The organism is Anaerolineales bacterium, assembly GCA_019637755.1.
GTDB lineage: Bacteria > Chloroflexota > Anaerolineae > Anaerolineales > UBA11579 > JAMCZK01.
Genome location: JAHBVC010000001.1, coordinates 100,308 through 124,551 on the forward strand (window position 1 = coordinate 100,308; position 24,244 = coordinate 124,551).

23 protein-coding genes are annotated in these 24,244 nt (G+C 60.2%); 9 read left to right on the forward strand and 14 right to left on the reverse strand.

Annotation, left to right across the window (positions count from 1 at the left end):
- Nucleotides 1–437 precede the first annotated feature (437 nt).
- Nucleotides 438–3,179: a valine--tRNA ligase gene (locus KF821_00570; protein MBX3004304.1), complete on the forward strand. Its 2,742-nt coding sequence runs from the start codon at nt 438–440 to the stop codon at nt 3,177–3,179.
- Between the two features lie 605 nt (nt 3,180–3,784).
- Here KF821_00570 and KF821_00575 read toward each other — a convergent pair.
- From KF821_00575 to scpB, 7 genes are all read right to left on the reverse strand, one after another.
- Nucleotides 3,785–4,513 (reverse strand): SOS response-associated peptidase, encoded by a 729-nt coding sequence (locus KF821_00575; GenBank protein ID MBX3004305.1) that lies wholly within the window; start codon nt 4,511–4,513, stop codon nt 3,785–3,787.
- 259 nt (nt 4,514–4,772) lie between these two features.
- On the reverse strand, nt 4,773–5,972 hold the full coding sequence (locus KF821_00580) for a helix-hairpin-helix domain-containing protein (protein ID MBX3004306.1): 1,200 nt from the start codon (nt 5,970–5,972) through the stop codon (nt 4,773–4,775).
- 428 nt (nt 5,973–6,400) lie between these two features.
- A complete protein-coding gene (locus KF821_00585; GenBank protein ID MBX3004307.1) occupies nt 6,401–7,150 on the reverse strand; it encodes an amino acid ABC transporter ATP-binding protein in 750 nt (249 codons plus the stop codon).
- Between the two features lie 15 nt (nt 7,151–7,165).
- The gene (locus KF821_00590) at nt 7,166–8,362 is read right to left on the reverse strand and encodes an amino acid ABC transporter permease (protein MBX3004308.1); all 1,197 of its coding nucleotides are present in this window, start codon (nt 8,360–8,362) and stop codon (nt 7,166–7,168) included.
- Nucleotides 8,363–9,544 carry an ABC transporter permease subunit gene (locus KF821_00595; protein ID MBX3004309.1) on the reverse strand — a complete coding sequence of 394 codons (1,182 nt, stop codon included), beginning with the start codon at nt 9,542–9,544 and terminating at the stop codon, nt 8,363–8,365.
- Nucleotides 9,545–9,622: 78 nt separating this feature from the next.
- The gene (locus tag KF821_00600; GenBank protein MBX3004310.1) at nt 9,623–10,744 is read right to left on the reverse strand and encodes an amino acid ABC transporter substrate-binding protein; all 1,122 of its coding nucleotides are present in this window, start codon (nt 10,742–10,744) and stop codon (nt 9,623–9,625) included.
- A gap of 183 nt (nt 10,745–10,927) precedes the next feature.
- Complete coding sequence (gene scpB / locus KF821_00605) at nt 10,928–11,515, reverse strand: SMC-Scp complex subunit ScpB (protein MBX3004311.1); 588 nt, start codon at nt 11,513–11,515, stop codon at nt 10,928–10,930.
- 37 nt (nt 11,516–11,552) lie between these two features.
- On the opposite strand from scpB, the gene KF821_00610 reads away from it, so the two are divergent.
- The 3 genes from KF821_00610 to KF821_00620 all read left to right on the forward strand — a co-directional run bounded on the left by KF821_00610 (nt 11,553) and on the right by KF821_00620 (nt 14,757).
- Entirely contained in the window at nt 11,553–13,118 is a 1,566-nt protein-coding gene (locus KF821_00610; protein ID MBX3004312.1) for a G5 domain-containing protein, read from the forward strand.
- A gap of 224 nt (nt 13,119–13,342) precedes the next feature.
- A complete protein-coding gene (locus KF821_00615) occupies nt 13,343–14,299 on the forward strand; it encodes an SDR family oxidoreductase (GenBank protein MBX3004313.1) in 957 nt (318 codons plus the stop codon).
- The gene (locus KF821_00620; GenBank protein MBX3004314.1) at nt 14,299–14,757 is read left to right on the forward strand and encodes a GtrA family protein; all 459 of its coding nucleotides are present in this window, start codon (nt 14,299–14,301) and stop codon (nt 14,755–14,757) included. The genes KF821_00615 and KF821_00620 overlap by 1 nt, the downstream gene beginning before the upstream one ends.
- A 75-nt stretch (nt 14,758–14,832) precedes the next feature.
- Here KF821_00620 and KF821_00625 read toward each other — a convergent pair whose 3' ends face one another.
- The 5 genes from KF821_00625 to KF821_00645 form a co-directional block, all read right to left on the reverse strand.
- Nucleotides 14,833–15,705 carry an ATP-binding protein gene (locus KF821_00625; protein ID MBX3004315.1) on the reverse strand — a complete coding sequence of 291 codons (873 nt, stop codon included), beginning with the start codon at nt 15,703–15,705 and terminating at the stop codon, nt 14,833–14,835.
- A complete protein-coding gene (locus KF821_00630) occupies nt 15,702–16,493 on the reverse strand; it encodes a MerR family transcriptional regulator (GenBank protein ID MBX3004316.1) in 792 nt (263 codons plus the stop codon). The genes KF821_00625 and KF821_00630 overlap by 4 nt, the downstream gene beginning before the upstream one ends.
- Before the next feature lie 90 nt (nt 16,494–16,583).
- The gene (locus KF821_00635; protein ID MBX3004317.1) at nt 16,584–16,892 is read right to left on the reverse strand and encodes a winged helix-turn-helix transcriptional regulator; all 309 of its coding nucleotides are present in this window, start codon (nt 16,890–16,892) and stop codon (nt 16,584–16,586) included.
- A gap of 24 nt (nt 16,893–16,916) precedes the next feature.
- Complete coding sequence (locus tag KF821_00640; protein ID MBX3004318.1) at nt 16,917–17,129, reverse strand: hypothetical protein; 213 nt, start codon at nt 17,127–17,129, stop codon at nt 16,917–16,919.
- 129 nt (nt 17,130–17,258) lie between these two features.
- Complete coding sequence (locus tag KF821_00645; GenBank protein ID MBX3004319.1) at nt 17,259–18,560, reverse strand: UbiA family prenyltransferase; 1,302 nt, start codon at nt 18,558–18,560, stop codon at nt 17,259–17,261.
- Between the two features lie 158 nt (nt 18,561–18,718).
- On the opposite strand from KF821_00645, the gene KF821_00650 reads away from it, so the two are divergent.
- From KF821_00650 to KF821_00670, 5 genes are all read left to right on the forward strand, one after another.
- Complete coding sequence (locus KF821_00650; protein ID MBX3004320.1) at nt 18,719–19,312, forward strand: sigma-70 family RNA polymerase sigma factor; 594 nt, start codon at nt 18,719–18,721, stop codon at nt 19,310–19,312.
- Nucleotides 19,293–19,745 (forward strand): hypothetical protein, encoded by a 453-nt coding sequence (locus KF821_00655; protein ID MBX3004321.1) that lies wholly within the window; start codon nt 19,293–19,295, stop codon nt 19,743–19,745. The genes KF821_00650 and KF821_00655 overlap by 20 nt, the downstream gene beginning before the upstream one ends.
- Nucleotides 19,742–20,818, forward strand: coding sequence for a polymer-forming cytoskeletal protein (locus tag KF821_00660; GenBank protein MBX3004322.1), 1,077 nt, complete (start codon nt 19,742–19,744; stop codon nt 20,816–20,818). The genes KF821_00655 and KF821_00660 overlap by 4 nt, the downstream gene beginning before the upstream one ends.
- A gap of 184 nt (nt 20,819–21,002) precedes the next feature.
- A complete protein-coding gene (locus KF821_00665; GenBank protein MBX3004323.1) occupies nt 21,003–21,590 on the forward strand; it encodes a sigma-70 family RNA polymerase sigma factor in 588 nt (195 codons plus the stop codon).
- A 3-nt stretch (nt 21,591–21,593) separates the two neighbouring features.
- Nucleotides 21,594–21,944, forward strand: a complete 351-nt coding sequence (locus KF821_00670; GenBank protein MBX3004324.1) for a hypothetical protein — start codon at nt 21,594–21,596, stop codon at nt 21,942–21,944.
- A gap of 562 nt (nt 21,945–22,506) precedes the next feature.
- Here the strand turns inward: KF821_00670 and KF821_00675 are convergent.
- A complete protein-coding gene (locus KF821_00675) occupies nt 22,507–22,860 on the reverse strand; it encodes a hypothetical protein (GenBank protein MBX3004325.1) in 354 nt (117 codons plus the stop codon).
- Nucleotides 22,857–24,221, reverse strand: a complete 1,365-nt coding sequence (locus KF821_00680; GenBank protein MBX3004326.1) for a M20/M25/M40 family metallo-hydrolase — start codon at nt 24,219–24,221, stop codon at nt 22,857–22,859. The genes KF821_00675 and KF821_00680 overlap by 4 nt, the downstream gene beginning before the upstream one ends.
- Nucleotides 24,222–24,244: the final 23 nt, after the last annotated feature.

The window sequence follows — 24,244 nt, forward strand, 5'->3', positions numbered from 1 at the left end:
TCAGGCGGCGCTTGGGTATAATTGCTGCTTAGTAAATAGTCCCTGTTGGGAAGAGTACGCAGATGGATGCGAACAGAAACAAAGGCGATAGGCTGAGAGCCTTTGCCGCAAACACTGCCGAACGTCGCCCAGCTACAGGGTGCTGAAGAACGAGTTGCTCGGCTAAGAGCCGGGTGGCTTTACTAGACCAGCACGGGATCGCCCGATAACGCGAACAGAGAGCTATGCTTGTTGGCAAGCATAGAACCGAGGTGGTACCGCGGAGCCCTTCCGTCCTCATAGTTGTGAGGGCGTTTTGTTTTTAAGTCAGGTAATCAGTGAGGAGTGGGCAGTAATCAGGAAAACTAATGTGTGAGCGATGTATTTTTGCATTGCAATCCTAAACCCTAATCCCTGATCACTAATCACTCATCACTGCTCACTAGATGCGGAGACCTATGCAAGCAAAGAACACGCTACCCAAGACCTATGATTTCAAATCCACCGAAGAGCGCATTTATGCGTGGTGGGAAGAGCGCGGCTATTTTCAGCCCAGCAATGACCCCAACAAGCCCGGGTTTGATCCGGACAAGAAGCCGTTCGTCATCAGCATCCCACCGCCCAACGTAACCGGTGAGCTGCATCTGGGCCACGCGCTGTTTGTGGCCATGGAAGATTTGATGATCCGCTACCAGCGTATGAAGGGCGTGCCGGCGCTGTGGGTGCCGGGTACCGATCACGCCGGCATCGCCACGCAGCTCAAAGTCGAAGAATCGATCCTGCGCACTGAAGAAATGACGCGCGAAGAGATGGGGCGCGAGGAGTTCCTCAAGCGCACCTGGGCGTGGAAGGAAAAATACGGTAGCAAGATCACCCAGCAGATTCGCCGCCTGGGCGCCTCGTGCGACTGGAACCGCGAGCGCTTCACGCTGGACGAGGGCCTCTCGGTCGCCGTGCGCGAAGCCTTCGTGCGCCTCTACGATAAGGGCTTGATCTACCGCGGCCAGCGCCTCATCAACTGGTCGCCCGGGCTGCGCACTGCCGTGTCTGACGTGGAAGTGGAGTACAGCGAAGAAGAAGGTACGCTCTACTACTTCAACTACCGCATCAAAGACAGCGATGAGTTCATTCCGGTGGCCACCACGCGCCCGGAGACGATCCTGGCGGACACCGCCGTGGCGGTGCATCCAGACGATGAGCGCTACCAGAAGTTCATCGGCGCCACGGCGCTGGTGCCTATGCTGGATCGCGAGATCCCGGTGATTGCCGATGACTACGTGGACCGCGAGTTCGGCACCGGTGCACTCAAGATCACGCCGGGGCATGACCCCAATGACTATGCCATCGGTCAGCGCCATAACCTGCCCATGCTGTCTGTGCTTGACGAGGCCGCCAATATCAACGCCACCGGCGGCAAATACGCCGGTCTGGAACGCTTTGCGGCGCGCAAGCAGCTATGGGCGGATATGGAAGCCGCTGGCCTGACCATTAAGACAGAGAAGCGCACGCAACGCGTGCCGCGCTCGCAGCGCGGCGGCGAGATCATCGAGCCGATGATCTCGACCCAGTGGTTCGTGAAGATCAAGCCACTCGCCGAAGAAGCGCTCAAAGCGGTAGACGACGGCCGCATCCAGATCGTGCCCGAGCACTTCACCAAGGTGTATCGCAACTGGATGGAGAACATTCAGGATTGGTGCATTAGCCGCCAACTGTGGTGGGGGCACCGCATTCCGGTGTGGTACGCACCGGATGGCAGCATGTTCTGCGCCCGCACGGCAGAAGACGCTTACGCCGCTGCCCGCGCCAAGCTGGGCGCAGATGTAACCTTGACCCAGGACGAGGACGTGCTCGATACCTGGTTCTCGTCCGGCTTGTGGCCGTTCTCGACGTTGGGTTGGCCGGAACAGACGCCGAATTTGAAGTATTTCTATCCCACCGCCGTGCTGGAAACGGGTTACGACATCATCTTCTTCTGGGTGGCGCGCATGATCATGATGGGGCTGGAGTTCACCGGCGAAGTGCCCTTCCACACGGTATATCTGCACGGCCTGGTGCGCGATGAGCACGGCCGCAAGATGAGCAAGACGCTCGGCAATGTGATTGACCCGCTGGAAGTGATGAACGAATATGGCACGGATGCGCTGCGCTTTACGCTACTGGTGGGCAGCACGCCCGGGCAGGACATCAATCTGAGCTTGGAGAAGGTGGGCGCCAACCGCAACTTTGCCAATAAGCTGTGGAATGCCACGCGCTTCGTGATCGGTGCGCTGGAGAATGCGCCCGCCAGGCAGGAAGCTGAGCTGGACTGGACCTTTGCCGATGGCTGGGTGTGGGCACGCATGAAGCAAGTGATTGCCACTTGCGAGCGCTTGTTTGAAAACTACCAATACGGCGAAGCCGGCCGCCAGGTGTATGAATTCTTCTGGAGCGAATTTGCGGATTGGTACATCGAGATTGCCAAGCTGCAACTGCAGCAGGGCGGCGACCGCGCCTACAAGACCGCCGATCTGCTCACGCGCATCCTCGATATCTGCTTGCGCCTGCTGCATCCTTTCACGCCCTTCGTGACCGAGGAGCTGTGGAGCCATCTGCGCTCTGCCGCCCTGGCGCAGGGCAGCATTGTGCCCGAGAGCGCCGCCTTCGGCAGCCATGACTGGCCGGAGGCACTGATCGTGGCGCAGTGGCCGCAACCGCTGGCGGATGCGGGCTGGGAAGCCGGCATCCTCGCTGAATTCGCCATCTTCCAGGATGTGGTGCGTAGCATCCGCAACCTGCGCGCCGAGAAGGGCGTCAAACCCGGCCAGAAGCTGACCGCTGCCATTGACGCTGGCCCCTATCACGGGATCTTCAGTGGTGACCAGGGCGCCCAACATGCCTTGGCCGCCCTATCTGGCTTGGACGCGCAGACGCTGGTGGTGGCCAAGGACGCTGAGCGCCCGGCGGATGCCGTGGCGCTGGTGGCCGGCCCGGTGCAGATCTTCCTCTCGCTGGCGGATGCGGTAGACCCCGTGGCCGAGCGTGCCCGCTTGGAGAAAGAGCTGGCTGAGGCACGCCAGCAACACGGCCGCGTGGAAGCGCTGCTGGCTAGTGATTTTGGCAAGAAGGCTCCGCCGCCTGTGGTGGACAAAGAAAAGGCGCGGCTGGAAGGTTTTGCGCAGGCAATTGAGCGGCTGGAAGAGCAGCTCAAGGCGTTAGGCTAGTCTGAGTCCAAAAGGCGGCCTGTGCATAGCACAGGCCGCCTTTTTATCTTGAGTTGGGGATTGCTTCGCTGCGCTCGCAATGACGGGCTTGTGTCGGCCAGCATGCTGCGCCCCCTACAGCACCTATGTGTCATCCTGAACGGGTAGATAAACGCGCACCAGACCGCCGAACCAACATCAGCGAAGGATCCTTATTGGCAGGTCTTCTATGCTGAGTCGATTGGCTTGAGAATTGCTTCGCTACGCTCGCAATGACAGATGGGCTAGGGGAATGCTTCGCAATTCACCACTATCCGTCTTTGCGAGGAGTGCGCAGCATAGCTGCGCCCCTTAAATCACCCACGTGTCATCCTGAGCGGGTAGATAAACGCGCACCAGACCGCCGAACCAACATCAGCGAAGGATCCTTATTGGCAGGTCTTCTATACTGAGTCGATTGGCTTGGGGATTGCTTCGCTACGCTCGCAATAACAGAAGGGAGTGGGGAATTCTTCGCAATTTACCACTATCCGTCTTTGCGAGGAGTGCGCAGCATAGCTGCGCCCGACGAAGCAATCTCCGGCCTGTTCGTACATTCGGGTCGTAACGCTGTGCAGCGAAAGGCTTCAACGTTCGCGCTTCTCTCCAAAATTCTGCTCCAGGATTTTCTCCCTTGGCGGGTCGAAGGGCAGGGCTTCGATGCAGGCGGGTACATCGTTATTGGCGCTGCTCACGATGGGCGCAACCTGGTGATAGGTCATCTCGTCTGCTGGGTAGGGCTGCAACAAGGCCTGCAGCGCCTTGGCATCGCTTTCGCCGGGCTGCAACCAAGTGGCGATGTGCTCGGCGGGCAGGATCACGCCCATACGGTGGTGAATCTGCTTTACGAGCGTATTCGGCTCGCAAGTGATGGCGGCGCAGGTCTTGATTTCAGAGCCATCCATCGAGAGCCAGCTATCCCACACGCCGGCCAGCGCAAACGGGCGGCGCGATTTCATGTGCACCCAGTAGGGCACCTTCTCGCGTTTGCGCGGAAATTTCACCCATTCGAAGATGCCATCCGCCAGCACGATACAGCGGCGGTAACGGAATGGGCCGCGGAAGGCGGGCGTGCGCGTGATGCCCTCGGAGCGGGCGTTGATGAGCAGCGAGGTCATCTTGGCGCCGCTGCTGAAGGATGGCACGAGGCCCCAATTCACGAAATCCACGGTGTGGCTGCCATCGTTGAGCACAACGGCAACCGGTTGGGTGGGGGCGATGTTGTAACGCGGAGTGAGCTGGTCAGGCACGCTCAGCCAGGGAAAGGTGTCCCGGATACGGTCGGGGCTGGCGGTTAGCGTAAATCTGCCTGGCATTTTACGCCGCCTCCGCAGCTGTGCTGCTTAGAACTAGACAAGTTTGTAGGGCAGCTCGCCAGAGCTTACGCACAACTGAAATCGATCCAGCGAGGCTCCCTCGCTGCGCTCCGGACGCACGGGGTGCGTGTTTATCTGAGAGAGCGAACCCCAGATTGCCACGGTCGGCCGCATTGACATGCGGCCCTCCCTCGCAATGACAGGGTTTTGGCTGAGCTTGGTGTGGTGCTGCGCGCAGGGTGCTCACCATACGGCCATTCTAACCGGGGAAGCGCGGGCGCAATTGCGGGGTCGGTTCGGCCATGTCGAGCAGGCGCATTTGGAAGCTGGGCTGGTGCCCGTTGAGCAGCACGAAGGGTGCGCTGCGCTTGGGCACGATGCCCAGCGCCTTCAAGTCGTCCAGGCTGGTGATGGCGTGCAGGCGGCGAGCACGCAGGATGGCATCGGCGCTTTTGGGGCCGATGCCGGGTACCAGCAAGAGCTGCTCACGGCTGGCGGTATTGACCTCGATGGGCTTGTGCAGCAAGGTTTGCTCCGCCCACGCGGTTTTAGGGTCTTTGTTGAGTGGCAGATTGCCGCTTTGGTTGAAGGGCAGCTCTTCCATGGCGAAGCCGTAATCGCGCAGCAGGAACGAGGCTTGGTACAGGCGATGCTCGCGCCACGGATTCTCGGGGCGGTGGTTCTCCAGAGGCGTGTCAATGATGGGTGAGAAGGCTGAGTAATAGGTGCGCTTGAGCTTGAGCTCATGATAGAGGTACTCTGAGGTCGAGACCAGTTCCACGTCTGTCTCATCGGCACCGCCGACGACAAACTGGGTCACTGTGCTGGCCCAGCGCCCGTTCCAGGTGCTGCCAGGCGCCTCATTGGTGCGGATGTCTTGGGCCCATTTGAGCGGGGCGAGCAGTTCGTCGGCAAACTTCTTCATCGGCGCCAGGGTGGCCAGGTGCTGGGCGTTAGCACCCTCCAGGTTGACGGAGATGCGGTCGGCCAGTTGCATCGAACGGCGCACCTGGTCACGGTCGGCGCCGGGCATGATCTTGAGGTGCAGGTAGCCGCGGAAGCCGAGCTTGTTGCGCAGAATCTCAGCGGTGTCGATGAGCTTGTCCTGCGTGGTGACACCGCCTTTGATGATGCCAGAGCTGAGGAAGAGGCCCTCGACCAAGCGCTGGCGATAGGCTTGGTACGAGACCTTGGCCATCTCATCCGGCTTGATGGTGATGCGCTGCATTTTGCTGCGGCCGGCGCGGAAAGGGCAGTAGTTGCAGTTGCGCTCGCAGGCGGTGGTGAGCATGCTCTTGACCACCTTCATCTTGCGGCCACCCGGCAGCGCCACCTCGCTGATCGGGATCACCGGCAGTTGGCGCCCGCCCACCACGGGAGCACAAACCTGGTCACTTTCGCTGTCGGCCTCCAGGTGCATATCGCGCCCGACGACGCGTAGTTTCTGCAGCGTTTCCATGTTGCAAGTATACGCACATGCGTTCTATTATGGCAAGCCTTGTCAAGGCAGGCTCATTTTTGGGTTTGCCCGCTGTGCTGCGCTCGGAATGAGCGGAGGTGTGTCATTCCGAACGAGCCGCGTAGCGGCGAGGAGGAATCCTTTAGGGCATATAAAAGTGAGCTTGTTTTGCCCTAAAAGATTCCTCGCTGCGCTCGGAATGACGGCTTGGTGTAATTCGCACTCCCCTCATCTGCTCGCGCCCTCTCCACTTGGAGAGGGCTGGTGGAGTTCAAGACTAGTCCGCAAGTCAACGGGTGAGGGTGGGATGGTTTGCTTCGCTGCACTCGGAACGCACGGTACAAAAGAAAGAGAGCGCACCAAGTGCGCTCTCTTTCTTTTGTCTTGGGTTTAGCTGACAGCTAATCGCTAACAGCTAACAGCTGTTTTTAGTGATGTAAGATCTGCGACAAAAACAACTTCGTGCGGTCTTCCTTGGGCTGCTTGAAGATCTGCTCCGGCGTGCCGCTCTCCACAATCTCGCCCTTGTCAAAGAAAAACATGCGGTCGGCCACGGCGCGCGCAAAGCCCATCTCATGCGTCACCACCAGCATGGTCATGCCCGTCTTGGCCAGCTCGATCATCGCGTCCAGCACTTCCTTGATCATCTCGGGGTCCAGCGCGCTGGTAGGCTCATCGAACAGCATGATCTTGGGCTCCATCGCCAACGCACGCGCAATCGCCACGCGCTGCTGCTGCCCGCCGGAGAGCTGGCCGGGGTACTTGTTGGCCTGCTCCGGGATGCCGACGCGGGTCAGCAGCTCCATCGCCTTTTCTTCGGCGCGCGCCTTGTCCCACTTGCGCACCCAGATCGGCGCCAGGGTAATGTTTTGCAGCACGGTCAGATGCGGAAAAAGATTGAACTGCTGGAAGACCATGCCGGTCTCCTCGCGGATCTTCTCAATGTTGCGCACATCGTGGCTCAGCTCAATGCCATCCACAATGATGTCGCCGCTCTGGTGCTCTTCCAGGCGATTGATCGTGCGAATGAAAGTGCTCTTGCCGGAGCCCGAAGGCCCAAAGATCACGATCACCTCGCCTTGCTTCACTTCCATGTTCACATCACGCAACGCGTGAAAATCACCGTACCACTTGTTAACATCTTTGGCGGTGATGATAGGGGTCTTGTTTGCGCTCATAGCTCTCCTCGCAATTTATCGTTTGCCTACGCCCAGCGATTCTTCCAAACGAATGCTGACGTAAGACATAGCGTAGCTAAATACCCAGTACAGCAGCGAGATAAAGGCATACACTTCGCGATGCGTACCCAGGAAGGCCGGCTGCGCCAACACGGTCTTGGCAATGCCCACCAGGTCAAACAAGCCTACGATCGCCACCAGCGCCGTATCTTTGAACAGGGCAATGAACTGGCCCACCAGGATGGGGATGATCAGGCGCAGCGCCTGCGGCAGAATGATCAACCCCATCGAGAGGGCGCTATTGAGCCCCAGCGCATAGGCGGCCTCATACTGCCCCTTGGGGATGGCTTGCAAGCCACCGCGCACATTCTCGGCCAGGTAGGCGGCGCTGAACAGCGTGATGCCCACCATCGCCCGCAGCACGCGGTCGATGGTTACGCCGCTGGGCAAAAACAGCGGCAGCATCAGTTGCGCCATGAACAAGATCGTGATCAGCGGCACACCGCGCACGATTTCGATGAAGCCTACGCAAAACCAGCGTACGATCGGCAGCTCTGACTGGCGGCCCAGCGCTAGCAGAACGCCAATAGGGAACGAGAACACAATGCCCACCACTGTGAGCATAAAGGTCAGCATCAAGCCGCCCCACAGGTTGGTGCCCACCTGGGGCAGAGCGCCCTCGGCCCCGGTGAGGCCGCGCAGCAGCAAGATGAAGATCGGCGGCCACACCACCCAACCGATGCCAACCACATTGCGCATCGCCTTGCCCGCCCCGCGGCCTAGCCACCAGCCGGCGGTGAGCAGGGCCGCTGTGGCCACCAGCCAGAGGCGATTGGGGTCGCTGATCACCGCCGCCAGGGCGGCGATACATACCACCAGCAAGAAGGTAAAGCGCGTGGAGGTTTTGCCTTTGCCCCAGATCGAGAGCGAATTGCCGCCCAGAAAGGCCAGCAGCAATACCGAGATCCAGACCCGCCACACCTGGGCAATGGGATATTGCCCCAACAGGATCAGGCGCAGGTTGGTATGGATAACTTCCCAATCGGCTTCAGTAAAGATCCAGGTCAAGAGGCCGCGCAGTAGAACATAGCTCAGCCAGGCAGCGGCCAGGGTCAGCAAGGTATTGCCGATGGAGTTAAACAGGTTGCGGCGCAACCAACCCAGCGGCGTGCGGCTTTCAGACAGTGGAGGTTTCATCGTTGTGGTGCTCATTTAACGCTCCACCAGCCGCACACGTGCGTTGTACCAGTTCATAAAGATCGAAGTCACCAGGCTCAACAGTAGATAGGTGCCCATTACTAGGGCGATCATCTCTACGGCACGTCCGCTCTGGTTGAGGATCGTGTTGGACACGTAAAACAGGTCAGGGTAGCCAACCGCGATGGCCAATGAGGAGTTTTTGGCCAGGTTGAGGTATTGGCTGGTGAGAGGGGGCACGATGACCTGTAAAGCCTGCGGGAAGATCACCAGGCGCAGAGCTTGAAAGCTGGAGAGGCCCAGCGCGCGGGCGGCCTCGCTCTGCCCCTTGGATACGGCCTGGATGCCGGCCCGCACCACCTCGCCGATGAACGCTGCGGTGTACAGCACGAGGCCGGATACCAGCGCCATGAACTCCGGCGTGAACACGCGGCCACCTTTGAGGTTCAGGCCCTGCACCGCCGGCAGGTCGAGGCTGAGCGGGGCACTGGGCAGCACCAGCCAGCCCACGCCGGCCACCAGCAGGAAGGCCAGCGGCGCCCACACGATCGCCAGCGGCGATTTGCCAGTGCGCTTCCCCTGCCAACGGAAGAGCAAGGTCAATCCGAGAGCCAGCACCAGCCCGCCGATCAGGAAGAGCTTATAAGCCGGCCAGGTATCCGTAGGGAGGCCCCAGGGCAGGCCGATGCCGCGATTGGTGAGGATGATGTCGCCGGGCCAGATGATGGCTTCTTTCACCAGGGGCAATTTTAGGAACACCCCCAGGTACCAGAAGATGAGGAACACCAGCAGCGACAAGTTGCGCATTAATTCTAAATACAGGGTGGCCAGGCCACGCACCAGCGCATTGCCCGAAAGACGTGCAACGCCCAGAATAATGCCAAGAATGGTTGAAAGTACGATCCCTACAATCGATACCAGCAGGGTGTTATACAGGCCTGCCAGAAAGGCTTGCCAGTAGCTTGAACTACGCGTGTAGTGATTGAGCGTTTCGGCCAGGTCAAAACCGGCCGTGTTCTTGAGAAAACCAATGCCCAGCGTGGTGCCTTGCTGGCGCAAACCCGTCACCATGTTTTGCAGCAGCAGCGATCCAAAGAACAGCACCGCGACGGCAAAGGCAATTTGCGCCAGGATCTTGAGAACCCGTTCATCACGCCAGAAGGGCGGGGAGGCGGATGGGTTGGGGGTATTTGCCATGTGCATACCTCCAGTTACGAATACGGGGGCGGGCCTGAGCCCGCCCCCGTAGCATTCGAATGTTACACGCCGCGTGGGTTAGCGGAAGGGCGGGGCGTAAAGCAGGCCGCCCTCGGTGTAGAGGCTGTTCAAGCCGCGCGGGATGTAGGTCGGGGTGTCCGGACCCAAGCTGCGGTTGTAGACCTCTTCGTAGTTGCCGACTTGCTTGATGATGTTGTACGCCCAGTTGGCGTCCAAGCCCAAGGCGGCGCCCAGCTCGCCCTCGATGCCCAGCAAGCGCAGGACTTCGGGGTTGGCGGAGCCGCTCTGGTTGTCGACGTTGGCAGAGGTGATGCCGAACTCTTCACCAGAGATCATCGCAAACACGGTCCACTGCGCAATGTCAAACCACTGGTCGTCACCGTGGCGTACCATCGGGCCCAGGGGCTCTTTGGACATGGTGACATCCAGGATCACATGCGCTTCGGGGTCGGCCAGCACCGTGCGGCGCGACACCAAGCCGGATTTGTCGGTGGTGACGGCGTCACAGCGGCCCTCGGCATACGCAGCAAAGGTGCCATCCGCGTCTTCGAAGACCGCCGGGGTGTAGCTCACGCCTTCGGCCGCAAACACGTCGGCCAGGTTGAGCTCCGTGGTGGTGCCGGTCTGCACGCAGATCGTGCCGCCTTCCAAGCCGGCAATGTCGGTGATGCCACTGTCCGTGCGCACCATCAGGCCTTGGCCGTCGTAGAAGGTGGTGTGGGTGAAGTTGCCACCCAGTTCGGTGTCACGCAGGGTGCTCCAGGTGGTGTTGCGGCTCAGCACATCGATCTCGCCGGACTGCAGCGCAGTGAAGCGCTCGGCAGCGGTGACGGGGCGGAACTCAACCGCGGTGGCATCGCCGAGAACGGCGGCCGCCAGGGCACGGCAGTAGTCCACGTCAATGCCCGAGAAGTTGCCGTCAGCATCCACATAGCCGAAGCCAGGCACCTGCGAGTTCACACCACAGATGAGGGAACCGCGTGCACGCACGGCTTCCAGGGTGACGCCATAACCAGCGGGGGCCACCACTACCGGCTCGCTGGGGGCAGCCGCCGGGGGCTCAGTGGCCGCGGCGGAGGAATCGCTGGGCGCCGCGGGGGCAGTGCCACCGCCACAGGCGGCGAGCAGTACCGCCGTTGCCAGCAGCAATCCCATAATCGGGTACAGCTTCTTGGTCATACGCTTACTCTCCTTCACTTCTGGTTGGTTTCGTCTGGCCATTCGGCCGCACAGAGGGGCAGGCAGCACCGTGCAATGGTGTGCTCACCCGCTTGTGCAGGATACAGGAATGAAATTATAAGGGGAAAATGAGTGCTGAATCAACCCCGAAATTGAAATAGGGTGACGCAGTAGGCGTAAATATTAAGATTTGAGCTCGGGCAATTGCGGCAATTCGGTCTGCTCGGCCACTTGTTCCAGGTTCAGCGCTGGCAGGTCTTCAATTTTGCCCAATCCAAAATGCTGCAGGAACTCCGGCGTCGTGGCGTAAAGGATCGGCCGGCCTGGCCCTTCGGCGCGCCCGGCTTCTTCCACCAGGCTGTGCGTTAGCAGCGAGCGCAACGAACTGTCGCTGTTCACGCCGCGCACACTGTCGATCTGCGGGCGGGTGATCGGCTGCTGGTAGGCCACGATCGCCAGGCACTCCAGGGCTGCAGCGCTCAGGCGCGTGGTGGCTTCGAGGTGCAGGAAGCGCTCCACCAACGCGGCCGCTTCCGGCGCACTCACCAGGCGCAACTCGCCGCGGTAGCGTTGCAGGCGGATGCCGCTGCCTGCCAGGCGCGCGTCAATGCTGGCCAATGCGGCTTCCACCTGTTTGGCAGGCACTTCCAGCGCAGCGGCCAGTTGGCCCACCGCCACCAGGCCAGGAGCCACGAACAAGAGCGCTTCAATCCGCGCTTCGAGGGGCAGGGTTTCTTCGCTTGCAGTTTCAGTCTTCTTTTTCGCGGCCATGCTATAGTTTGTCAGCAGTTACGCACTGCATTCCTTTATGAACGAGCGCGGATTATACCAGCCAGGCTTTGCCCGCCAAGCCGTCCTGTTCGCCCTGTGCAGTTGGCTGCTGGCCGCCTGCAGCGCGCTGGCTGGCGCTCCAGCCTTGCAGGTGCGTGTGCTGGCGGATGGTGAGCAGCATACGCTGAGCCTGTCCGCCGGCAGTGATGTGGCCGCCGCGTTGCAAGCTGCCGGGGTGCGCTTGGGTGCCCTGGATCGTAGTGAGCCTGCCAGCCTGGCGCCACTGGAAGACGGCGCCGAGATCCGGGTGGTGCGGGTGAGCGAAGGCTACGAGGTGGAGACGCGCCCGCTGCCCTTCGTTTCGCGTACCCTGCAGAACGAAGGCATGGCCGTGGGCGAGCAACGCTTGATCCAAAATGGCGCCAACGGCAGCGAAGAGGTGACCTATCGCCTGCTCTACGAGGATGGCGAGCTGGTGGGGCGCACCGTGGTGCGATCGCAGGTGCTGCTGGCCCCGGTGGAAGAGATCGTGATGATCGGCGCCCAGTCGCCCTTCAGCGCTCTGGCAATCCCTGGGCGGCTGGCCTTTCTGGCCGGCGGCAACGCCTGGCTGCTGGAGACCAACAGTGGGGCGCGCCAGGCCCTGGTGACCAGTGGGGATCTGGATGGGCGCATATTTGATATTTCTCCAGATGGAGAGTGGCTCTTGTTCTCGCGGCGTGGCAGCGCCGAAGAAGAGATCAATAGTTTGTGGGTGCTGAGCCTGAACGATCTGCGCCAGATCGAGCTGGGCGTTAGTAATGTGGTGCATTATGCAGGCTGGACGGATAGCACCGGTGAGATTGCCTATTCCAGCGTTGAGCCCAGCGTCAACCCGCCGGGCTGGTCCGCCAATAATGATGTGCAGCGCGTGCGCTTTAGCGCCAACGGGAGCGTCAGCGCCCCGCAGGCGCTGTTGCCGCCGCGCCGCACCGAGAGCTTGTACAGTTGGTGGGGCTCAACCTACGCCTGGAGCGCCAGCGGTGTGCTGGCCTATGCCCAACCGGACGCGATCGGTGCAGTGGATGTGACCCGCGCCGTGCTGCAGCGCTGGCTGGCGCAGACCCCGTACCAATCCGGCAGCGATTGGGCCTGGATGCCCAGCCTGGCCTGGGGCGCGGATGGCTGGCTCTACACGGTGGTGCACGCCGAGCAGAGCGGCCTGGAGCAGCAGGGCCGCTCACCCCTGTTTGACCTGGTGGCTTTCTCACCGCAGGGCGAGCTGCGCCCATTGGCCGCCAATGTGGGCATGTTTGCCAACCCTGTGCCGGAGCCGGGCGGCGGCCAGGTAGCGTACCTGCGTGCGTTCACGCCCACCCAGAGCGATATCAGCGGCTATGAGTTGATGGTGTTGGCACCGGAAAGTGGCGCCAGCCTCGCGTTGTTTCCGCCACAGGGCGCGGCGGGGTTGCAGCCGCAGCGCCTGGCCTGGGCGCCCAGCAGTGAGGGCGGCGCCATGCTGGCGTTCGTCTACCAGGGCAACCTGTGGGTGGCGAATGTGCTCAGCGGCGAGACGCGCCAGCTTACCGGCGATGGCCAGGTAAGCGCGCTGGACTGGCAGTAGAGTGCTGCCGCAGATGTACGCTGATGGAAACCAAAAGCCTAACCACAAAGACACAAAGAACACAAAGCAAGGACGTTCGTAGGAATTTTTTCTTTGTATTCTTTATGCCTTTGTGGTTCGTTTTTTTATCTATCTTTGTCCAGCTGTGTTTATCTATGGATGATTTCACAGCGTGTTAAAATGACTCCTTGATTAGCAAGACTCCAAGACGATAGAGAGCGTACATGCGGATACTGGTAACGGGTGCGGCGGGCTTTTTGGGCTCGCATTTGTGTGACCGCCTGCTGGCTGAGGGGCACGAAGTCGTGGGCATGGACAATTTTGTTACCGGCAAGCCGGAGAATCTTGCTCATCTCAGCACGAATGAGCGCTTTTTGTTCATTCGCCATGATGTATCCAACTACATTTCCGTGCCCGGTAAGCTGGATGCGGTGATGCATTTTGCTTCGCCGGCCAGCCCCAATCCCAATTCCCCAATCGGCTACCCCAATCTGCCCATCCAAACCATGAAGGCTGGCGCCCTGGGTACGCACAACAGCTTGGGCGTAGCCCTCGCCAACAACGCCCGCTTCATGCTCGCCTCGACCAGCGAGATCTACGGGGATCCGCTAGAGCACCCCCAGAAGGAGAGCTACTGGGGCCATGTGGATCCGATTGGCGAGCGCTCCGTCTATGACGAGGCCAAGCGCTTTGCTGAAGCGCTCACCATGGCGTATCACCGCTTCCACAAGGTCAATACCTGCATCGTGCGCATCTTCAATACCTATGGTCCGCGTATGCATGTGGATGATGGCCGCGCCGTGGCCAATTTCATCCAACAGGCCTTGTGCGGTGAGCCTTTGACGATTTACGGTGATGGCCAGCAGACGCGTAGCTTCTGCTATGTCGATGATCTCATCGAGGGCATCTATCGCTTGCTCACCTCGCAGATTCATGAGCCGGTGAACATCGGCAATCCGGATGAGATCACGATTGAGCAATTTGCCAAGGAGATCGATGCCCTGGTGGGGAAACAGGCTGGGCTGGTCTACCAAAAGAAGCAGTTCCTGCCCGGTGACCCGCTGCGCCGCCAGCCGGATATTGCCCGGGCGCGCGAATGGCTGCAATGGGGCCCAACCATCTCTCTGCGCGAGGGCCTGAGCAAAACCATCCCGTATTTCCGTGAGCAGCTTGGTCTGTGATGCGCCGCAGTAAACGCCGCGAGCTTAAGCGCTTTGCGCGCTTTTCCACCGTGGGCGCCATCGGCGCCGTGGTGGATTTTGTTGTCTTCAATCTGCTGCTCAAGCTGGGGCTGGTGCCTTTGCTCAGCCAGGCAGGCTCCTTCCTTGCGGCGGTCACCAGCAACTTCGTCCTCAACCGCAAGTGGACCTTTCCTGATTCGCGCTCCAAGACGGTCGGCACGCAATTGGCGCAATATGGCCTGGTCAATGTCATCGGTTTGCTCATCCGCACGCCCATCTTCAATGCCCTGGCAACGCTGTTTGACCGCACCCTGGCCGGCCGCCCGATGCCCTTCGGCCTCAGCCTGTACTCGGTTTCGCACAACCTGGCCTTGGGCGGGGCCATTGGCATTGTGCTGTTCTGGAACTTCTTCGTCAACCGCTTCTGGACCTATGGGGATGTGGAGTTGGGTAAGTAAGCAGTGAGCGGTAATCAGTGAGCAGGCCAAACTGCAGATAAACTAAAAGAGTACGGCGAAGGCCGTGCTCTTTTGTTAGCCTGCTTTTCCGACTTCCCGCTTCGCTTGTTTTCCTGCCCTCACAGCCATCAAAAAGTCATCCAAGTTTACGATTGCCAGTGCACCGTGTCGCTCCACAGCCAGCGAGGCGGCGTACAGCACGGCATTGAGGATGTCGCCGCCCGCTAGACCCTCGGTTGCGGCTACCAGCCGAGACCAGTCGCCTTCCGCAAACTGCACTGGCAGCCGGTTGGGGATATGGCGCCGCCAAAGCCGCAGCCGCGCGGCCTCATCTGGCAGCGGCATGGCTACATGGCCAAGGATGCGGCGTGTGAAGGCGGCATCATAGTTGGAGACCAGGTTGGTGGCGAAGACGACGACGCCGGAGAAATTATCAAGCTCCAACAGCATTACGGAGCGGCTTACATTGACAGCATGGTCTGTGCTTTGAGTAATGCTGCTTAGCCGTTTGCCTAAAATGGAATCAGCCTCATCGAAGAAGAGTACCGCGTTGGCGTCTTCTGCTTTGGCAAAAGCAGCCTTGATGTTCTTAGGCGTCTCGCCTACAAATTTCGACTCGATCTCGGCATAGTTGGCGCGGATGATGCCCATGCCGAGCTCACCGGCAATTGATTCGGCTGCCATGCTCTTGCCCGTGCCCGGCGGCCCGTAGAAGTTGATCGCGGTGCGCCCACCGTAGGGGTCGATATCACGTAGGCCGAACTCTTCATACAGCAGCCGGTGGTGGCGGATCTTGGTGAGCAAGGCGCGGATATGCGCTAGGGTATCCTCATCCAGGACTAGATCGGCCAGCTTGCGCTGCGGAGTCTCTACTTCAAACAGCGCTTGACGGTGGACTGCGTCCGTCGCCGCGCCGGCGAGAGAGCTGTGGGGTTGGGTGGTGCTCATTCTTTGAGAATCTCTAACTCGCGCTCTAGCCACTCGGTTTCCAGTATGTCCACATAGTGATTAATCGCTTGCTGGAGAAATGTGGGCAGGTCTGGATGGATGGCGATGAAGGTGGCCTTGAAGTCCGCATGCTCGTTGTATGTGTCACCCAGGCCGCGCAGGATATCGAAAGTTGGTTCGTAGAAGTTACGCAGGTGTTCGTGCCATTGCGCGAGGCTGGCTTGTATCTCCGGGCTGCGGGGGCCGAACTTCATCTGGTCAGCGATAGTCTGGTAGATATTGCCACCCTCGGCCAGGATGCGCTCCTGCTGTTCTGTACTGTAACTGTTCCACAGCTTGATACTGTCTTTGGCGCCATCCCCCCAGTTCTCAATGGCCTGCTTTTCGTATTCTTGCTGCTTCTCTGCATCAAAGCCTTCGAACATTTTCTTTTCGCTCATATTTACTTCTCCAACCAAGTGCATGATTGTGGCATCCACAGTGCGGACCAAGCGCTGCATATGCAACTGCTTGGCTTGCAGCCGGTAGCGATGGGTCTGTAACGCGCTCACCAGATCAAAATTGTGCTGGTCTAGAATGGCTTTGACCTTGTCCAGTTCGAATCCCAGTTCGCGGAAGAACAGGATCTGTTGCAGGCGCAGCACGCTGTGCTCGTCGTAGTGGCGATAGCTGTTGTCGCCTACGCTGGCCGGTTTCAGCAGGCCTATGCGGTCGTAGTGGCGCAAGGTACGCGGGGTTACTCCGGCGAGTTCCGCCAGCTGCTTCACGGTGTACGTCTTGGCGTCCATGGCCGAAAGGATAAGCTATGACGTAACGTCAATGTCAAGAGGTAAAAAAAGAGCACTGCGTTCGCCGTGCTCTTTTTCTGAGGCTAGTCCTTAGAGCAGCTTGACTGCGGCCTTGGCAATCTCTACCGGGGTCAGGCGGATGTCAAACTCCACTATTTGGTAACAGCGCATCGCTTTCCCATCTGCAGATACTTCCAGATCGCTGGAGACCAACCCAGCGTCCTCCAGCTTCTTGAGGTGCATGATCAGCAGCGGGCGGCTCAGTTCCAGATCACGCGCCAGCTGGCTTACATAGTTGGTCTTGCCGCGCAGGGCGGCAATGATGCGCAGGCGGTGCGGGTTGTCCAGCGCCGCCAAGACGCTCACCAGGCTGTGCTCACTGCGCGCAGGGGGGCTCATTCAGGGGTTCCTTCCTGGGGCAGTTTACTCCACCTCACGCAGCATTTTCTCAATGGCAGCTACCTTGGTGCGCAGCTCCTGCATGCCTTCGCTGAGCTCCGCAATACTGCTGTGCAGCTTGGCAAAGTCTTCTTTGTAGAGCTCGTTGGATTTGCTGCGCACCACGCTGGCCAGGAACATCAGGCTGAAGGCGATGGCGGCGATGATCATCAGATACACGTACGGGTTGTCGTTCATTGGGTCTCCAGATCGTTTGATATGTAATAAATATATTACATGTGTATTCAATAATTGTCAGGTGAATCTGCTGAGCAACAAAAAAGCCGCCCAGTTGGGCGGCTTTTTTGTTTTAGTGCAGTATGTGATTTACAGGCCCAGCAAACGAGCCAGCGCATCGCTCCAGAAGATGCCCGCCGCCATGAGCAGGCCGGCGACGGCGTGCAGTTGGATGGTAGTGGCATTGGCGCGGGCCAGGCTGCGCTCGCGGTACTCACGCAGGATGATGCGGCTGGTTTGGATGGCTAGCGGGGCCGCCAGCAGGATCAGCAGCGCGCCGATGGGGAATAGGCCACTCACCAGGGTCCAGTACAGCGCCAGGCCGAAGGCTGCCACCAGCAGCAAGATGTAGCCATAGCGGGCGCGCTCCTTGCCCAGCACCACCACCAGGTTCTCTTTACCGGTGGCTTTGTCGGCTTCTTCGTCAGGGAATTGGTTGATCCACAGGATCGCCACGGTCAGCAGACCGATGGGCACGCCGGCCAGGTAGTCGGCCAGGGTTGCGCGGCCGGTGAGGGCGTACACCGTGCCCGCTACGGCCAGCGGGCCGAAGCTCAGGCCCACGGCCAGCTCGCCCAGGCCCTTGCGGGCAGCCAGGCGCAGCGGCGGCGCGGTATAAAAGTAGGCGAAGAACGCGCCGGCCAGGCCAAAGGCCAGGATGCCGAAGCCGCTCTGCAGCGTGAGCACCAGGCCGAGCGCCGCGGAGACCAGCAAGGCCAGTGAGCCGACCACGAGCAGCGTCTTCTCATTCACCAGGCCCAGCTCGATCGAGCGACTGCCGCCGGAGTAGGGCAGGAAGTAGTCGTTATTGGCCGGGTCCGTGCCGCTGGTCCAGTCAAAGTAATCGTTGAACGTGTTGGCGGAGATGTGCAGGAAGATGCCAGCGAACAGCGCCAGGAAGAATTTCGCCGTGGGGAAGGGGGTAACGATATGGTTGGCGGCCACCCAGGCCGCGCCGATCAGGATCGGCACGATCACCGCGGTAAGGAAGGGCGCACGCGTGATCACCAGCCAGGTGAAGATCTTGGTCATCAAGCTGATCTTTGGCATCGCTTGCTGCACCGGCAGATCGATCTCTTCCGTTACACCGCAGTAGCCATTTTGTACGCCATCTTTGAAGGTGGGGGTGATGCGAATATCGGCGGAGAACAGCTCGCCGTTCTTGCGCACGAACACCGTGCGGCCACGATATTCCCCCTCTTTCGAGGCGGTGCTCAGCCAGGTGGGCACATGCTCCAGCACCACTTGGCCGGGCGAGAAGGCCGAGACGCGCTTCTTGCCGACGATCTCCGCCTTCGAATAGCCAAACATCTTTTCGGAGCCATCACCAAAGGTTTCGATGCGGCCTTCCATATCACAGGTAATCACGGATTTTGCCAGGGTCTTTGCCATGAACAGTCTCCTCGGGAAGGATAAGGGGTATTGTGCGTTTCATCACAATTTTAGGGTGGAAATTGCACCTTGTCAATTCGTTGGGGCATGGCAGTATACAGGCGTGAAACCGAAGCTGGCGAAGTGCGTATAGCATGCTGAGAGAGTGAGGAGCCGCATTGCAGCCAAATGAGCAGGATTGGCTGCGCCTGGCCCAACAGGGCGACGCGCAGGCCTTTTCACAACTGGTGGAGCTGTATGCCCGGCCGGTGCACAACTTGTGCTACCGCATGCTAGGCAACACCCAGGATGCGGAGGATGCCGCGCAGGAAGCGTTTCTGCGCGCCTTCCGGGCCATCGGGCGCTATGACCCTAAGCGCAAGTTTGCCAGTTGGCTGCTCAGCATCGCCGCCAACTACTGTATCGACCAGCACCGGCGCCGGCGGCTCCAACTGATCTCACTTGAGGATTCGCCCGAGGCCAGCCTGGGCGATAAGGCTGCAGGCCCTGCTGCACGGCTGGTGCAGCGGGAAACGCAAGATGAGCTACAAGCCTTGCTGGCGCGCCTGGACCCACGTGACCGGGCCGCCATCATTCTGTATTACTGGAATGAGCTCTCCTACGAAGAGATTGCTGCGCAGCTTTCTCTTTCGGAGAGTGCCCTCAAGAGCCGGCTGCACCGCGCCCGGCGCAGCCTGGCGCAAGCCTGGGAACACAGCCAGGAGCAACCTGGTGAAACAAGGAGCAAGACACATGAAGAAGCCGCACTTTGAACGTGAAGCTCTGCCCGCCAGTTGGCCGGCGCTGGAACAGCGCCTGCGCACGGCGGAGCTGGTAGGCCCGCGCCCCGGTTTTGCCGGGCGCTGGCTGGCCCACGCCGCGGCCATGCCGCCGGCCTACCGGCCGGGCGTATGGGCCTGGCTGGGGCTGGCTGGTGGCGCCGCGCTGAGTCTGGCGCTGCTGGCGGTGCTGGTGGCGGGCTGGTTGCCATTGGCGCAATTGCCTGTGGGCTCGCTGCTGGCTAACCTGGTGCTCTTTCTCAGTGAGCTGGCGGTTGCCCTGGGCGTGCTCGTTACTACGCTGAGCAAGTTCCTCGGCGAAATCCCTCTCACGCTATGGCTGATGGCCTGCACTTCGGCGTTGGCCGGCTTGCTGCTGCTGGCCCTGGCGGTAGATAAAGTAAAAGTGTTCAAGGAGACCAAATGAAGTTCTCAAAATGGATGTTTGCCGCCCTGTTAGCGGTATGCGCTTTGGTGGCGTTGCCCACGGCAGCCTATGCCGCCGGGTCCGCTGCCCCGGCACTCGATGAAGTTGTTTTTGGCCATGATTTCACTCTGGAGGCCGGGCGCATGATCGACGGCGATCTGGTGGTGATCGGTGGCTCGCTGACCATGGAAAAAGGCAGCGTGGTCAGCGGCCAGGCGGTGGTGATTGGCGGTAGCGCTACCATTCTCGGCCATGTGCAGGGTGACTTGGTGGTGGTGGGCGGCGAGATCACGATGAGCCCCGCCGCCATTGTAGACGGCGATCTGGTGGTGCCCACCGGCACGGTGGATGTTGACCCGGCCGCACAGGTTGGCGGCCGCATCATCGATGATGTGCAGTTCCCCTGGGGTGACAATGCACTGAATAATGACTACGCCTATGATTACGAGTACACCCGCGGCCCCGGCGTGGCACGCCAATTCGCCCGCGGCATCGTAGGTGACTTTGTGTGGCTGCTGTTCCGCTCCGTGGCGATGGCCACGGTCGCTCTGTTGCTGATCTTGTTCATGCAGAAACCGATGGAGCGTGTAGCCAGCACGCTGCTGGGGCAAGCGCCACTGTCTGGTGGTATCGGCTTGGTGGGGGTGGTGGTGACTGGTTTTGCCACCATCGCGCTGGGCCTCACCATTATCCTCATCCCGGTCGCCGCGTTGCTGCCGTTTGTACTGGTAGTGGCCTGGGGCTTCGGGTGGATCAGCATGGGGTTGGAAGTCGGCCGCCGCATGGGCGAGGCCTTCAAGGCGAATTGGTCGCCGGCGCTACAAGCGCCGCTGGGCACCTTTGCGCTGACCTTTGCCAGCGGTGTGGTGGCCTGGGTTCCATGCCTGGGTTGGATCCTTGGCGTGGTGATCGGCCTGGCCGGCCTGGGTGCGGTGATCCTGACCCGCTTCGGCTCGCAGAGCTACCCGGATGCCACCGTGAGTGTGGCGCCAGTAGCGCCAGCGCCAGCGTTGCCGGCGCCGCGTAAGCGCACAGTGGCCAAGAAAGCGCCCGCCAAGCGGGCGCGCAGCTAGGCTGAGGTAGTTAGCCAACAAAAAAGACCCGCGTACGCGGGTCTTTTTTTGATCACAGACAGCGCATGTTATACTCTCTTTGTAGCACGTTTCCCCCTTTGACCAACATGCAACCTTCTGCGACTACCTGGGTTAATTTAATTGACGCTGCTCTGCGACGGCGCGTGCGGCGGGTGTGGCTGGCGTGACGGACGAAAAAATCCTTGCCAAGGCCACGCAGGGCGATAGTGAGGCGTTTGGCATGCTCTACGATAAGTATGCCGGGCGTATCTACAACTACATCTACTATCGCACCGGCAGCCCGCAAGACGCCGAGGACCTGACTTCACGGGTCTTCTTCCGGGCGATGCGCCACATTACCAGCTATACCGATCGCGGCGTGCCGTTCTCGGCCTGGCTGTATCGCATTGCGCACAACCTGGTGGCCAACTGGCACCGCGACAGCAGCCGCCGCCAGGAAGTGGAGCTGGAAGATGGCTACCGGGCGAGCAAGAGCGAGGAGTACCCGGAAAGCGTGCTGATGCAGACCGAGGAGCAGAATGCGCTGATGAAGCTCATTCGCAATCTGCCCGAGGAGCGCCAGCAGTTGCTGATCTTGAAATTTACCCAGCACATGTCCAATGCGGAAATTGGGCAGGTGATGGACCGCACCGAAGGGGCGATCAAGAGCCTGTATCACCGCACGCTGCTCTCGTTGCGTGAAGAGATTCGTAAGGATACATCAGGGCATTTCTCGCTGGAGGATTTTGGCGAGTTCCCCGATGAGGAGTAAGGGATGAGTGGGATCATTTGGCCGTGGGAACGCAAGAAAGTGCAGCGTGAGCTCGATTCAGTCGAGGATATGCTCGAATCGATGTTCAAGCCGGTGGATGCGCGCCCCTCGTTCACCGCAGATCTGCGCAAGAAGCTGGTGGGCAAGCGTGGCCCGCTGGCCAAGGCCAGCCTGACCACGCTGGAGCTGATCTTACTCATCGGCGGGGCGATCGCTGGCGTGCTGGTGTTTTTCTTCACGGTGGTGCGCAGCGTCGCTGGCTTGTTTACCGGCCGGCGCAATAAGCGGGCGCGTGCGGATGTGCCGCCTGGCAAGCCAGCCGGCAAGCTGAAGACAAAAAAGAGAGCTGCGTAAGCAGCTCTCTTTTTTTAGATTTGTCATTGGAGCGCAGCGAAGCAATCTGCTTTTGGTTTCAAGGACAAAACCAGATTGCTTCGTCCGTCTGGTGATTGCATTACATGCAATCACCAGTACTCCTCGCAATGACAGAGCGGGCGGCGAGGCACGCTTTGCCACTGTGAGCAGTCATTCCGAGGCGAGCATATGGCTCAAGGTTGTTTTGAATTTTGGAAAGCCGAGAAATCCTTAGGGCAAGAGGTGTCTGCTATGCCCCAAAGGATTCCTCAGTCGTTGCACTCGGGATGCACGAGGGCTTTGCCTGTTTGTCATTGCGAGCGCAGCGAAGCAATCTGTTTTTGGTTCCAAGGACAAAAACCAGATTGCTTCGTCCGTCTGGTGATTGCATTACATGCAATCACCAGTACTCCTCGCAATGACGGCAACGAGCGGCGAGGATCCGCGCCGCTCGGAATGATAAGTATCAGCAGAACGTCAGGCGTTTGGTAGGGGCGGGGCACCCGCCCCTACGGAAGGCGGTACTAGGCATAGGCCGCCCCGAGGCATACTAGCTCCTTGGCTAAGAAAAATTCTCGCCCGGAAAAAGCATGCCGATCAGCGCACGCGCATCGTCGATCAGGTCGATTTCCTCGGGAAAGAACGAGTCTTCCTCCAAATTCGGGCGCAGCTTAGGCATGCGCAGGTGCTCGATGAGCAAACGTTGCTCGGCCTGCGTATCGTCCTGCGCCAGCACATGGCGAAAGTGCTCGATGACCGAATCGGTGTCCAGGTCCACGCCAGCCTCGCCCAGGTGCGCCTTGAGCGCCCAGCCCGCGGCGCGGCGGGCACACACACGTGCCATGCCCTCGTTGCCGCGGGCGCGAGCGGCATCCGCCGCAGCCAACTCCTTGCGAACGGTCTCTTGCCAGCTCATGCGGCCGCAAACTTGCTGACGATGCGCGCCACGTGCTGGGTAGCCTTGACGTAGAGGTCCTCGCGGATGTTCTCGTTGGGCGCGTGCACCAACGCTCCCGGGTAGCCCAGCCCTGCAGTGGCCACGGGCAGCTTCAGATAGTGCAGGAAGGCGTGGTTGGGGCCAGAGCCGCCGCTCATCGGCACACGCGTCATCGGCACGCCGTACACCTCGGCGGCGCTCTCCACCACCATGTTGAGGAACGGATCGTTCGGATCGGTGCGGCCGGGCGGCTCACTGCCCAGTTCCTTCACTTGCACATCGCTGAAACCTTCGGCATCCAGGAAGGCGCGTAGCCCCTGCATTACATCAGCCGGGGTTTGGTTTGGCACCAGGCGGAAATCGATCTTGGCGCTGGCTTTCGCGGGCAGCACGGTTTTGGTGCCGGGACCCTGGTAGCCAGCCGTCAGGCCGCTGATCGTCATTGTGGGTTCCAGAAACTCTTGCAAAGCCAGCTCCGGGTTGCCCTCGGTGCCGCGCAAAAACTCTTTTACCCCGTAGCGCTCTTTGTAGTCATCGCCTTCGTAGGGCAGGGCGGCGGCCAGCTGGCGGTCCAGCTCGCTGGGCGGCACCACCTTGTCGTAGTGGCCGGGGATGCGGATGCGGCCATCAGGCCCTTTCAGGCTGTTGAGCGCCCACACCAGGCGCCAGGCGGCATTGGGGAAGATCGAGCCGCCCAGGCCGGAGTGCACATCGCTCTTGAGCAGCTCGACGGTCATTTCGACATAGCAGATGCCGCGCATGCCCATGTATTGGATCGGCTTGTCGTGTACATCCACCGAGCCGAATTCCCAGATGCAGGCATCGGCGGCCAGTTTCTCGGCGTGCTTTTTTACGAAGGCGGGCATGTGGATGCTGCCGATCTCTTCCTCGCCCTCAACGACGAACTTGATGTTGCAGGGCAACTCGCTGTCTTGTGCCAGCAGGCTGTCGAGAGCAAACAGGCGGCTGGCGAAGTGGCCCTTATCGTCGCTGACGCCGCGTGCATATACCTTGCCGTCCTTGCGGGTGGCTTCGAAGGGGGGCGTGTGCCACAGCTCCAGCGGCTCGGCGGGCTGCACGTCATAGTGATTGTAGAAGAGCAGCGTCTTGGCGGTGTTGCGGCCCTTGCGTTCGGCGTACACCACCGGCGCGCCGCCGGTTTGCATCACCTCTGTCTTGAAGCCGCGCTTGGCCAGCATGGCCTGCACGACTTCAACGGCTTCGTCGATACCGATGCCCTGGGCAGCCACGCTGGGCACGGCGCACAGCGTGGCGAGTTCAGCCAGGCTGGCGTCGAGGTTGGATTCTATATATTGGTCTGCTTGCTTATGATCAACCATCGCTACTCCAATTCTTTTATCCA